This window comes from Delftia sp. CH05, from assembly GCF_009827015.1.
GTDB classification, from domain to species: Bacteria; Pseudomonadota; Gammaproteobacteria; order Burkholderiales; family Burkholderiaceae_C; genus Comamonas; species Comamonas tsuruhatensis.
This window is the reverse complement of record NZ_WUMG01000001.1, coordinates 292,847-305,308: the sequence shown is the minus strand read 5'-3', so window position 1 is coordinate 305,308 and position 12,462 is coordinate 292,847. Positions and strand designations below refer to the sequence as shown.

The 12,462-nt window shown below is 67.3% G+C and carries 13 protein-coding genes; 7 read left to right on the top strand and 6 right to left on the bottom strand.

The genetic code is table 11. The features are described from left to right. Window positions 1–125 precede the first annotated feature (125 nt). From GRX31_RS01340 to GRX31_RS31010, 7 genes are all read left to right on the top strand, one after another. Window positions 126–1,094: a Bug family tripartite tricarboxylate transporter substrate binding protein gene (locus GRX31_RS01340; RefSeq protein ID WP_141832882.1), complete on the top strand. Its 969-nt coding sequence runs from the start codon at window positions 126–128 to the stop codon at window positions 1,092–1,094. 24 nt (window positions 1,095–1,118) lie between these two features. Then, window positions 1,119–2,699: a class I adenylate-forming enzyme family protein gene (locus GRX31_RS01335; RefSeq protein ID WP_160851171.1), complete on the top strand. Its 1,581-nt coding sequence runs from the start codon at window positions 1,119–1,121 to the stop codon at window positions 2,697–2,699. 20 nt (window positions 2,700–2,719) lie between these two features. After that, window positions 2,720–3,718, top strand: coding sequence for a tripartite tricarboxylate transporter substrate binding protein (locus GRX31_RS01330; RefSeq protein WP_155524846.1), 999 nt, complete (start codon window positions 2,720–2,722; stop codon window positions 3,716–3,718). Window positions 3,719–3,744: 26 nt separating this feature from the next. Then, on the top strand, window positions 3,745–4,197 hold the full coding sequence (locus GRX31_RS01325) for a PaaI family thioesterase (protein ID WP_043783107.1): 453 nt from the start codon (window positions 3,745–3,747) through the stop codon (window positions 4,195–4,197). Between the two features lie 348 nt (window positions 4,198–4,545). After that, window positions 4,546–5,022: a Rap1a/Tai family immunity protein gene (locus GRX31_RS01320; protein ID WP_160851169.1), complete on the top strand. Its 477-nt coding sequence runs from the start codon at window positions 4,546–4,548 to the stop codon at window positions 5,020–5,022. Then, window positions 5,019–5,507, top strand: coding sequence for a T6SS effector amidase Tae4 family protein (locus GRX31_RS01315; protein ID WP_160851167.1), 489 nt, complete (start codon window positions 5,019–5,021; stop codon window positions 5,505–5,507). The genes GRX31_RS01320 and GRX31_RS01315 overlap by 4 nt, the downstream gene beginning before the upstream one ends. Before the next feature lie 70 nt (window positions 5,508–5,577). Then, window positions 5,578–5,703 (top strand): hypothetical protein, encoded by a 126-nt coding sequence (locus GRX31_RS31010; protein ID WP_265334601.1) that lies wholly within the window; start codon window positions 5,578–5,580, stop codon window positions 5,701–5,703. A 77-nt stretch (window positions 5,704–5,780) separates the two neighbouring features. On the opposite strand, the gene GRX31_RS01310 is transcribed toward GRX31_RS31010, so the two are convergent. The 6 genes from GRX31_RS01310 to GRX31_RS01285 form a co-directional block, all read right to left on the bottom strand. Continuing rightward, on the bottom strand, window positions 5,781–6,326 hold the full coding sequence (locus tag GRX31_RS01310) for a hypothetical protein (protein ID WP_012202143.1): 546 nt from the start codon (window positions 6,324–6,326) through the stop codon (window positions 5,781–5,783). Between the two features lie 138 nt (window positions 6,327–6,464). Then, complete coding sequence (locus GRX31_RS01305) at window positions 6,465–7,520, bottom strand: Bug family tripartite tricarboxylate transporter substrate binding protein (protein ID WP_160851165.1); 1,056 nt, start codon at window positions 7,518–7,520, stop codon at window positions 6,465–6,467. 187 nt (window positions 7,521–7,707) lie between these two features. Beyond that, complete coding sequence (locus GRX31_RS01300; protein WP_160851162.1) at window positions 7,708–8,580, bottom strand: HpcH/HpaI aldolase/citrate lyase family protein; 873 nt, start codon at window positions 8,578–8,580, stop codon at window positions 7,708–7,710. Window positions 8,581–8,603: 23 nt separating this feature from the next. Then, window positions 8,604–9,611 carry a tripartite tricarboxylate transporter substrate binding protein BugD gene (locus GRX31_RS01295; protein ID WP_154833075.1) on the bottom strand — a complete coding sequence of 336 codons (1,008 nt, stop codon included), beginning with the start codon at window positions 9,609–9,611 and terminating at the stop codon, window positions 8,604–8,606. A gap of 103 nt (window positions 9,612–9,714) precedes the next feature. Further along, on the bottom strand, window positions 9,715–11,079 hold the full coding sequence (locus tag GRX31_RS01290; RefSeq protein ID WP_160851160.1) for an MmgE/PrpD family protein: 1,365 nt from the start codon (window positions 11,077–11,079) through the stop codon (window positions 9,715–9,717). A 39-nt stretch (window positions 11,080–11,118) separates the two neighbouring features. Next, complete coding sequence (locus tag GRX31_RS01285; RefSeq protein ID WP_160851157.1) at window positions 11,119–12,321, bottom strand: CaiB/BaiF CoA transferase family protein; 1,203 nt, start codon at window positions 12,319–12,321, stop codon at window positions 11,119–11,121. Window positions 12,322–12,462: the final 141 nt, after the last annotated feature.

The window sequence follows — 12,462 nt, the reverse complement described above, 5'->3', positions numbered from 1 at the left end:
GTTAGCACCCGTTCCAGTGGGCCTAAGCGCGGGTTTCCGAATGGCGAAGCGGATCTCCAGTCAAACCCTGGTGCCCTGGGGCCCAGGGTTTTCTATCGTTGCGGGCAGTGAACTGGAGACTGCCCATGACCGTCCGCCGCAGCCTGCTGGCCCTGCTGGCCGCTTTGCCTTTTTTCTCCCTGGCTCCTGCCGCCGCGCTGGCGGCGGCCTGGCCTGAACGCCCCATCACCATCGTGGTGCCGGCCGCCGCTGGCGGCACCACGGACATTGCCGCGCGCGTGCTGGCCGAGAAGATGGGCAAGGACCTGGGCACGTCGGTGGTGGTGGAGAACAAGGGCGGGGGCGGCGGCAGCATCGGCACGGCCCAGGTGGCGCGCGCCAGGCCCGATGGCTACACGCTGCTCATGGGCAACATCGGCCCGGTGGCCATCAATTTCAGCCTGTACAAGCAGCTCAGCTACAAGGAAAGCGATCTGCGCGGCATCACCAATGTGATCTCCGTGCCCAACATCCTCGTGGTCCATGCCGATTCGCCCGTGCGCAGCGTGCGCGAGCTGGTGGAGCTGGCCAGGACCCGGCGCCTGAACGTGTCCACGTCGGGCGTGGGCCAGTCGCCGCACATGTCCTCGGAGATGTTCCGCCAGAAGGCCGGCATCGAGGTCACGCTCGTGCCCTTTCCCGGGGCCGCGCCAGCGGTCACGGCGCTGCTGGGCCAGCAGGTGGACTACATGATCGACAACCTGCCCAGCTCCATGCCGCACATCAGGAGCGGCAAGTTCCGCGCGCTGGCCATCACCAGCGCCACGCGCTCGGCCCAGTTGCCCGAGGTGCCCACCATGACCGAGGCCGGCGTGCCCATGCAGGTCACGGCCTGGTTCGGGCTGCTGGCACCGGCCGGCACGCCCGATGCCGTGGTCGGCCGCATCCAGGAATCTGCCCGGCGTGCCATGCAGACGGCCGAAGTGCGCCAGCGCTTTGCCGACCTGGGCGGCGTGCCCGGTGGCGAGACACCGGCCGAGTACGACGCCTTCATCGCCCAGGAACGCAAGAGCTGGGCCCAGATCGTCAAGGCCGCAGGCCTGTCGCTGGAATAGTTCTCCCCTCCCGTCCGCCCCCCCATGCAAGAAGACATCGCCGCCCTGCTGCGCCAGCCCTTTGGCTCGCTGCCCGAACTCGTCGCGCTGCAGGCCAGCCAGCGCCCCCGCCACACCGCCCTGGCCATGGACGGCCGCAGCCTCGACTACGCCGCGCTGCGCCTGGGCATGGACCGCGTGGCCCTGCGCCTGCAACGCCAGGGCATGGGCCCCGGCGACGTGGTGGCCATCTGCGCGGGCAGCTCGCCCGAGTACGTGCTGGCCTTCCTGGGTGCGTTGCGCGCGGGCGTGGCCGTGGCGCCGCTGGCCCCGTCGGCCACGGCCGGCCACCTGAGCGCCATGCTGGACAACTGCGGCGCCCGGCTGGTACTGCGCGACGCGGACACCGCCGCGCAATGGCCGCTGCAGGCCGGACAGGATCTGCAATGCGTGGCCCTGGACGGCGCTGTCGAAGCCGGCATGCCGTGGTCGCAATGGCTGGCTGCGGACGAAGCGGACCATGGCACCGCACCCACGCCCATCCACCCCCAGCCCGACTGGCCCTTCAACGTCATCTACTCCTCGGGCACCACGGGCGTGCCCAAGGGCATCGTCCAGTCCTGGGCCATGCGCTGGGCCCATGTGCAGCGCGCCATCCACAACGGCTACGGGCCCGATGCCGTCTCGCTGTGCGCCACGCCGCTGTACTCCAACACCACCCTGGTCGCGGCCCTGCCCACCCTGGGGCTGGGCGGCACCCTGGTGCTGGTGCGCAAGTTCGACGCGGCGCACTACCTGGAACTGGCCGAGCGCCACCATGCCACCCACACCATGCTCGTGCCCGTGCAGTACCAGCGGCTGATGCAGTGCCCGGGGTTCGACGGCGCCGACCTGAGCCGCCTGCGGCACAAGTTCTGCACCAGCGCGCCGTTCCATCCCGCGCTCAAGGCCGAGGTGCTGCGCCGCTGGCCCGGACGGCTCATCGAGTACTACGGCATGACCGAAGGCGGCGTGCGCTGCGAGCTGCACTGCCATGACTTCCCCGACAAGCTGCACACCGTGGGCAGGCCAGGGCCGGGCGCCGACATCCGCTTCATCGATGAGCAGGGCCGCGAACTGCCGCACGGCGAGCAGGGCGAGATCGTGGGCCGCTCGGCCGGGATGATGAGCGGCTACCACCGCCTGCCCGACAAGACGCAGGAGGCCGAATGGTTCGATGCCCAGGGCCTGCGCTTCATCCGCAGCGGCGACGTGGGCCGCCTGGACGAGGACGGCTTCATCGTGCTGGGCGACCGCAAGAAGGACATGATCATCACGGGCGGCTTCAACGTCTACCCGAGCGACATCGAGTCCGTGCTGCTGCAGCACCCGCAGGTGGCCGAATGCGCAGTGATCGGCGTGCCCTCCGATGCTTGGGGCGAGACCCCCGTGGCCTACGCCGTGGCGCGCCCCGATGCCACGCCCTCGGCCGCCGAGCTGCGCGAATGGCTCAACGCCCGCGTGGGCAAGACCCAGCGCGTGGCCGAGCTGCGGCTGGCCGCCAGCCTGCCGCGCAGCGAGATCGGCAAAGTGCTCAAGCGCGCGCTGCGCGAGCAGTACCAGGCCGGCGCCCTGTCCTCTTCATGAAACGGAGTCCCCCCATGCCCATGCCCATGCACCCACTCCCGCGCCGCCGCCTGCTGTCCTGCCTGGCCCTGGCGACCTGCGCCCTGCTGGCCCCGGCCACCCATCTCGCCCATGCTGCCGAGGCCTGGCCTGCCAAGCCCATCCAGCTGGTCATTCCCTATCCGCCCGGCGGCAGTGCCGACCTCCTGGGCCGCCCGCTGGCCGTGCAGCTGCAGCAGCAGCTGGGCCAGCCCGTGGTGCTGGAGTACAAGCCCGGCGCAGGCGGCACGCTGGCCTCGCAATACGTGGCGCGCGCCAGGCCCGATGGCTACACCGTGCTCATGGTGCTGGCCGCCCATGCCATCAACGACAGCCTCTATCCCAAGCTGCCCTACGACACCCGCCGCGACTTCGCGCCCGTGTCTTTGGTGGCCAACCTGCCCATGGTGGTTGCGGCCAGCAGCAAGCTGCCGGCCAGGAACATCCAGGAACTCATCCAGGCCGCCAAGGCCAACCCCGGCAAGCTCACCTTCGGCTCGGCGGGCAACGGCAACACGGGGCATCTTGCGGCCGAGTACTTCGGTTCCATGGCAGGCGTGCGCATGACCCATGTGCCCTACAAGGGCAGCGCGGGCGTGGTCAACGCCATGCTGGCCGGCGACATCGACCTGACCTTCGACAGCATCTCCACCTCCATGCCCCACATCCGCAGCGGGCGCATGCACGCGCTGGCCGTCACCAGCCCGCAGCGCTCGGCGCTGGCGCCCGAGGTGGCCACCATCCAGGAGCAGGGCATCGCAGGCTTCGACGTGACCGGCTGGTACGCCGTCATCGCGCCGGCCGGCACGCCCGCCGAAGCCACCCAGCGCCTGAGCCGCGAGATCGCCTCCGCCCTGCGCCAGCCCGCGCTGCAGGCCCAGCTGGCCGCCGGCGGCTACGAGCCCGTGGGCTCCACGCCCGAGGCGCTGCAGGCGCATATCGACAAGGAAATCACGCGCTGGGCCACTGTCGTCAAATCGACAGGTGCACGGGTGGATTGAGTCATGCCGATGCGATGATTGCCCGCATGAACACACCCATCAAAGACCACCCGGCCAACCCCTTCGAAGGCGAGGCGCCCGGCATCCTCTTCGGCCTGCCCATGCCCATGGCCCGCGCCATGAAGCTCAGCGGTGAACGCATCGGCGAGGACCGCGCCCAGATCCGCATGGGCTTTCAACCGGACCAGGCCAACAGCCGCGGCGACGTGCACGGCGGCGCCATCGCCTCGCTGCTGGACTGCGCCCTGGCCTCGGCCTGCCGCTCGCATGACCCCACGGCCTTCGGCGTGGCCACCATCGATCTCACGCTGCACTACGTCTCCGCCGGCAGCGGCGATCTCATCGCCACCGCCCACTGCGAGCGGCGCGGCCGCTCCATCAGCTTCGCGCGCGGGGAAGTGCGTTCCGAGGATGGCACCCTGGTGGCCCTGGCCACCGGCACCTTCAAGCTGATGGCGCGTGGCGGGGCTCAGGCCTGAGTGATCACCTCTTTCGCTGGCGCACGGCACGCCCCCAGGAAATACCGCCTCATCTGAAGCGGTATTTTTTTGAAGACACTTATTGTTACCTCCCTAACAAGGACGCGAAAGATTCCACCATTCTCCCAAGAGCAATCTTGCCGTATGACTGCATTCCGGCAGGCTCGTACATGCCCAAATGACTGGCAATTCACTCAAACAGGAATGATGGCTATTGCCCAGACATGCCTGGCCAGTCAATAATTGCCCTTCGACCCGGAGCTTCCAGCCAGAATACAACTGCCAGTGCATGTTGATTGAGCCAAGAACTCTCGCACTCAAATCATCGATTCACCATGAAAGGCAGAGATGGCAATGTACGGATTCTTGAGGGTTCACACAGACAGCAGAAAATCACCAGTCTTTGGCAATTCGATGCCGTTCTGTTTTTGGAAGTATCTTTCCAGCCCTATCCTCATTATTTTTACTTTGATACTGGATGTCTTTCCCCATGCCAACGCTGAGACTCGGCTTGCCCGACCAGTTCCAGATTCCCAGCGGCTGATCATCGAGAACAACAATTTATCGGCGGATACGTTCTTTACTGCATATATGAGCAAAAACCTCATGGAAAGAAGATATGCGGAGATGTATCTGCTCGGTGTTCTGGATGCCACGGAAGGACGGGTCTGGTGCGATTACCAGCATTTCAAGACCATCACTCTGGCAGAAGTACTTCACAGCGGATTGAGCAAATTGGATCTCAAACAGCGTGAGTCACGGGCTGCCCATGTCATCAGCGACATTCTTGGAAAAGAGTTTCCTTGCAAAGGCGGGAAAAAATGAAACCGTCCTACGCAACGCTCAAATCTCATCACTATTCGGCCAACGAGCTGAACTCCAGCCATGTGTCTCGCACAGCACTCTATGAGGAGCTTGGATACGACGATGCAGCATTGATCCGACAAAACGCCGGTTATCAGAACACCTGCGCAACCAGATTGAGCCTGGCCCTGATCAAGTCAGGCGTCATCATCAACGGGCGATTGAAGATAAAAACCGGGAAATACAAAGGCCGGACGTTCGAGCCCGGCGCAAAACTACTCGCTGATCAGCTTGCCAAGCCCCATATACTTGGCAAGCCTCAGATATTCAGCGCTACCGATGCACATACCAAATTGTCCGGCAAGAAAGGGGTAATCTTCTTCTGGAAGATTGCAGGCTACAACGGAGGCCATATTGATGTGATTGAATCCCAAAATAGCACTCAGGTGTGTAACTCCGCATGCTATTTCGATTCAAAAGAAATATGGTTCTGGCCTTTGGACTGATCCGGAGCACACCATCACCCTTCTCGACGCCCGCAAACCGCTAGCCGCCATCTCGGCATCGGGCGACTCCATGGCAGCCACAGGCCAGCAGCACTACTTTCGTCTGGCGCCTGAAGCCAGCCAGACACCCGCGCAGCACCACTACCTGCCGCTGGGCATGGACGTGGAGCCCGACTGCTCCCCATCTGCCCAATAGCGCGCGCCGGGTCTTGCCCCCAGATCGCGGCGCGCACAAGGAAAGCGCATGCCGCGCTTTCCTTTTCACTCAAGCGGTCAGAGCCGCTTTTCCTTGGCCTCGATCAGCTTTTGCATCAGTTCGCAGACCTGCCTGGCCTGCTCCTGGGTGATGTCGATGTTCTCGATCACCGAGCGCTTGAACTGGATGCCGTTGACTGCGCCGCTGTTCTCGATGAAGCCCAGCGTCAGGGTGCGGTTCAGGAAGTAGATGACGGCGGCGATGCCCCAGCCGATCAGCATAACCACCAGACCTGCAAAGAAGCTCTGGGCCATCATGGACCCGCCCATGAACAGCGACAGGGCACCGATGCCCAGCGCCGTCTTCCAGGGCTTGTGATAGCCGTAGTAGGTGGAGCAGATGCCCTGCAGCGGGATCAGGCGCGACTGGGTGCCCGACAGCGAGGCGCTGCTGAACTCCAGGCGCTCGCTGCCCACGCGGATGGTGGTGGTGGGATCGATGTTGACCTTGGACAGGATCCAGGCGACCAGGCCGCCTTCGCGGCCTGTGATGGCAATGTGGTTGCCCTTGTCGTCTATGGGTTGCTCGCTGGCTTTCCAGGCCTTGATGACCAATGCACTCACGGTAATACCCTCTCTTGAATGTTTGAGAAACCACGGGCTGTCCCGTCATGGCATTGCACCACCGGGGCCGCCTGAGGAGGGGCGATTACAGCACAGGGCATGAGTGCAGCCTTGGGCAACCAGGGCCGCTGTGCGCCATCAACCGGGTTGCACCCCCGCCGACTGCAGCAGCCGCCCCCAGACCGGAGCCTCCTGCGCCCAGGCCTTGCCGAAGCGCTGAGGGCTGTCGTCATCGACAGGGACGAAACCGGCCGCGATGATGCGGGCCGTGCCTTCGCGGCTGGCCACGGCGCGGTTGGAGATCTCGCCCCATTGCCGCGTGAGGTCGGCCGGCAGGCCCCTGGGGCCGGCGATGGCCAGCCAGCCGGACAGTTCCATGGCCTCGTGGCGGTAGCCGGCCTCGGCAAAGGTAGGCACCTCGGGCAGCAGGGGCACGCGGCGCGTGCCGGTGACGGCCAGGGCGCGCAGCTTGCCTGCATCGATGTGGGGCTTGAGCGTGAGCAGGCTGCCCATGCCGATGGGGATGCGCCCGCCCAGCATGTCCTGCACCATCAGCGCCTCGCCCCGGTAGGCGGCATGCGCCATGCCGGCACCGGCCATGTCGCTGAGCACGGCGCAGGCCAGGTGGCCGTGCGAGCCTATGCCGTAGGAGCCATACGAGAGCTTGCCCGCGTTGGCCTGGGCCCAGGCCATGAATTCGCGCAGGTTGGAGGCGGGCACGTCGGCCGTGACCACCAGGGCGATGGGCGCCATGCACACGCGCGACAGGGGCGTAAGGTCGGTCAGCGGGTCGTAGGCGGTCTTCTTGTAGAGGTATTTGTTGGTGAGCATGGTGGAGGTGGTGCCCAGCAGCAGGGTGAGCCCGTCAGGCGCGGAGCGGACCACCATTTCGCCGCCGATCAGTCCGGCCGCGCCGGGCTTGTTGTCCACCACCACGGTCTGGCCCAGCTGCTGGGCCATGCGCTCGCCCAGGATGCGCGCAATCACGTCGGTGGCGCCGCCCGCCGCAAAGGGCACGACGATGCGCACGGGCCGTGTGGCAAAGCCGGCCTGCGCCAGCACGCTGGCGGGCCCTGCCGCCACGGCGCCGGCCGCCAGGGCCAGCGCCTGGCGCCGATTCAATCGGTTGTTCAGTCGGTCATTCAATTGGCCGTTGAATCCGCTGTTCGATTCCGTCCCCGAGATCACTGCCATCACACGCTCCTTTGCCTGGGTGCCCCCATGGGCGGAGACACCGGATCAAGAAACCGCCGTCTCGAAATCAATCGAGTTGGCCAAGCGTATTCGAGGCAGGTGGATTCACCATCAGGGAAATCATTGGACTGCTTGCACCAGAATCAGAAAACTCTGAGTGCAAAACGGCCTTTCAGTCTCATTTTCATCAAGATCGTGCTGCAGATCTCTGTTGCGCCCAGGCATGGCGCAGCAGCACCTGTTCGGCCTGCTTGAGCACGGGCGCATCGACCATGCGGCCGTCCAGCACGCAGACGCCGCCTCCGGCCTCGGCCAGGGCCTGGCGCAGGCGCTGCGCTTGGGCCACGGCCGCTGCATCGGGGTCGAAGACGGCGTGCAGGGGCTGAACCTGGGCCGGGTGGATGCACAGCTTGCCGCCAAAGCCCATGCGCCGCGCGCGTGCCGCGTCCTGGGCCAGCCGCTCGGGGTTGCGCGTGTCCACCGTCACGCCGTCCACGGCCGCGCCAATGCCGGCGCGGCGCGAGGCCAGGACCAGGGCCATGCGCATGGGCAGCAGCTCTTCCTCGCCCTGCTCGCAGGCCATGCCCGCATCGACCTGGAAGTCCAGGTGGCCGAAGGCCAGGCGCACCACCTGGGGCGCGGCAGCCAGGGCGTCGGCCGCATCCAGGCCGGCCACGCTTTCGATGAGGGGCAGCACGGCCGCCCGTGCGCCGGCAGCCTGGGCCACCGCATGCAGGGTCTGGGCGCGCTCGGCCTTGGAGACCATGGCGCCGGCCACGCCCTGCTCCACCAGCTGCGCCAGCGCGCGCAGGTCATCCGCATGCCAGGGCGTGCCTTCGGCGTTGATGCGCACCAGCAGGCGGGCACGGGCCGGGCCTTCCAGCGCACCCACGGCCTGGGCCAGCGCCTGGCGGGCGCCGTCCTTGTCGGCCGGGGCCACGGCGTCCTCCCAGTCGGCGATGACCATGTCGGCGCCGCTGTCCAGGGCCTTGCCCAGGCGCTCGGGCCGCGTGGCGGGGACGAAGAGAAAGGAAGTGGCCTGTCGCGCCAGATCGTGCATGCGGATGTCCTTGGGAGAGCGGTTTATTCGGCCGAGACGCCTGCGGCCTTGATGACCTTGTCCCAGCGCGCCACCTCGGCCTGCAGGTGGGTGCGCAGGCCTTCCGGCGTCGCCTTGTCGGGCGTGACCAGGTCGGAGCTGAGTTCGGCGATGCGCTTTTTGACGTTCTCGTCCTTGATGGCCACGTTCAGCGCCTTGTTGATGGCCATGACCACCTCCTTGGGCGTGCCCTTGGGCGCGTACATGCCGTGCCAGACCTTGACGTCGAAGCCCTTGAGGCCCTGCTCGTCCAGCGTGGGGATGTCGGGCAGCGAGGACAGGCGCTTGGGCGTGGTCACGCCGAAGACCTTGGCGCGCTGGCCGTCCTTGATCACGGGCACGGTCTGCGTGGTCTGGTCGCACAGCAGGTCCACCTGGCCGCCCATGAGGTCGTTCATGGCCGGGCCTGCGCCCTTGTAGGGCACGGTGGTGAGCTTGACGCCCGCCTGGTGCATGAACAGCATGCCGCACAGCTGGGAGACGGCGCCGATGCCGGCATTGGCCAGCGAGACCTTGTCCTGGTTCTTCTTCACGTAGTCCAGCAGCTCGGCGAAGTTGTTGGCCGGGAAGTCCTTGCGCGACAGCAGGGTCATGGGCACGTCCAGCACCTGGCCGATGTACTCGAAGTCCTTGAGCGGGTCATAGGGCAGCTTCTTGTACAGCGCAGGCGCCGTGGCCATGCCCATGTGGTGGATGAGGATGGTGTAGCCGTCGGCCTTGGCCTTGGCCACGCGGTTGGGCGCAATGGTGCCGCCCGCTCCCACGGTGTTCTCGACCAGCACGCTCTGGCCCAGCACCTGGCCCATGGGCACGGCCAGCAGGCGCGCCACCACGTCGGTGGGGCCGCCAGCGCTGTAGGGCACGACGAGGACGACGGGCTTGTCGGGCCAGGCCGCGGCCAGGGCGCCGGTGGTCGTCCCGCCGGCGGCAAGGGCGCAGGCGGCGGCCGCTGCGTAAACGAGGCGGCGGCGGAAAGAAGTGGTGCGTTGCATGGTTTGTCTCCTGTGCACTTGGGTGGAAGCGGGAGGCGCTCTGTGGTGGCGCCTTTCCCATGGATTCGCCGGCCGGGGCCGGCGCGAAAACTCAGTCAAGAACTCAGTCAAGCAGGCGCTGCACGCGCGGCCAGTGCGCGACCTGCCACAGCCGCGCTACGGCGGCCTGGGCGGGGTCGTCCTGCAGGGCACCGCCATAGGCGATCAGTCGCAGCGCCTTGGCCGTGATCTCCTCGCGCGACAGCGTGTTGCCCGGATCGCCCTTGGGCTCCTCGACACGGCCATGCAGCGTGCGGCCATCGGTGGTGAGCACGGTGACCTTGCCGATCCAGCGCTGCGGGTAGGCGGCATCGACCTCGGGGTCCAGCACCATGCCCACCTTCTCGCGCAGGGCCACCGTGGTGGCTGCCAGGTAGTCGTTGTCGAACTCGTCCAGGCCCGCATGGCCGTGGCGTGCGGCCAGCGCCAGCACCGTGCCCATGGAGAACTTGCTCTGGTGCACGCTGGCCGGATCGACCACGGGGCCCAGCACGTCGATGGCGCCCTGGTGCACGTGGCAGGTAACCTGCGCCAGGTCGGCGGGGGCCAGACCGTGGTCCTGCATGACCTGCAGCAGCGCGTCGGCGGCCGGGTGCGTGTGGCGGCAGGAGGCATGCCATTTGAACGAGGTCTCGGCCGTGGCCCAGCGCGTGCCCAGGCCGTCCGTGAGGCGCGTGGGATCGGCGTCCGTGGACATGCCTGCCGCCAGGCCCTGCGGCCCGGTGAAGATGTCCTGCGCACCGGTGAATCCGTCCCGGGCCAGATAGGCCGACATCAGGCCCGCAGCGGCCGCATGCGCCGTGTGCAGCTGCTTGCTGTCGGCGCCCGTGCGCAGGAACTCCCACAGCCCCGCCGACTGCGTGCCGGCCGAGCCGAAGGCATGCTGCATCTGCGCGGGCGTGAGCCCCAGCAGCCGGCCCACGGCAGCGGCTGCAGCCAGGGTGCCGGCCGTGGCCGTGGTGTGGAAGATGCGGTAGTGGCTGCGGCCCAGGAACTCGCCCACGCGGATGCCGACCTCGTAGCCGGCCACGCAGGCGGCCATGAGTTCGGCGCCGCTGGCGCCGATGCTCTGCGCCACCGCCAGCGCGGGCGGGAAGACCACGGCCGCGGGGTGGAAGACCGAGCCGTTGTGCACATCGTCCTGCTCGGCCACATGCGAGGCGGCGGCATTGGCCAGGGCAGCCATCATGGGCGAAGTGGCGGCGTCCTGGCCCAGCACCTCGCTGGGGCCGCCGGCCAGTCCCTGGGACAGCGCGAAGCGCGTGATGCTCTGCACGGGGCGCGCGCCCTGGCCTGCGAGCACGGAGCCGAACCAGTCCACCCAGAGGTCTTCGGCGCGCTGCTGCACGGCGGCGGGAACGTCGTCCCAGCGCAGCGTGGCGGCGAACTGGGCCAGCGGATGGATGCTCACTTGCGGATCATGTTTCATGAGGGGGTCTCCGGCGCATTCTGCGCATGCGCCCAGGTTTCAGGGAGTGGGTTTTCCAGACTGCGTGCACAAAGCCTGGATGCGCTCTGCGCTCCAGCCCAGCTCGGCCAGGATGGCGGCGCTGTGCTCGCCCACGGCGGGCACGGCCTCCATGCGGTAGTCGAAGGCGCTGTTGGCGCCGGGCGGCAGCAGCGCCTGCACCGGACCGGCCGGCGTGTCCACGCTGCACCAGCGCTGGCGTGCGGCCAGCTGCGGATGGGCCCACAGGCCGGCCATGTCGTTGACGCGCGCATTGGCAATGCCGGCCGCATCCAGCCGCTGCACCACCTGGGCGGCATCCAGCGCGTTGAACACGCCCAGGATCAGCGCACGCAGCTCCTCGCGGTTGGCGTTGCGGCGCGCATTGCTGTCGAAGCGCGCGTCTGCAGCCAGCGCGGGCTGCAGCAGCACCTGTTCGCAAAAGAGCTTCCACTCGCGTTCGTTTTGCAGGCCCAGCATCACCGTCCCGCCGTCACCGGCCTCGAACGGCCCGTAGGGATAGATGCTGGCGTGCGAGGCGCCGGTGCGCGGCGGTGGCGGCGCGCCGTCGAAGGCGTAGTACATGGGGTAACCCATCCACTCGCCCAGCGCCTCCAGCATGGACACGTCGATGTGGCTGCCCTCGCCCGTGCGCCCGCGCAGCAGCAGGGCCGACAGGATGTTGGTGTACGCATACATGCCGGCCGCGATGTCGGCCACCGAGATGCCGGCCTTGGACGGCACCTCGGGTGTGCCCGTGACCGAGAGAAAGCCCGCCTCGCTCTGGATCAGCAGGTCGTAGGCCTTCTTGTCGCGGTAGGGGCCGTCAGCGCCGTAGCCGCTGATGTCGCAGACGATGAGGCGCGGAAAGCGCTCTCGCAGCGCCGCATAGGACAGGCCCATGCGCGCGGCCGCGCCGGGCGCCAGGTTCTGCACCAGCACGTCGGCACCCTCCAGCAGCTGCAGCAGCGCCTGCATGGCCTCGTCCTGCTTGAGGTCCAGCGCCAGGCTCTGCTTGCTGCGGTTGATCCAGGTGAAGTGCGAGGACTGGCCCTGCACGCGCTGGTCATAGCCGCGCGCAAAGTCGCCGCTGCCGGGCCGCTCGACCTTGATCACGCGCGCGCCCAGGTCGGCCAGCTGGCGCGTGCAAAACGGTGCGGCCACCGCATGTTCCAGCGAGACGACGGTGGTGCCGTCAAGCGGCCGAAGACTTTGCTTTTTCATCTTGGAAATCCATTGCACATTGGCGAAACCCACGACCCGACCAACTGGCGCGCTCCAAGCCAGGGACAGCAAGCAAGGGCCGCCCCCGCAGCGAGGCTGTCGTCCCCCTTCCAGGGGGAAGGCGCGAAGCGACTCAGGGGG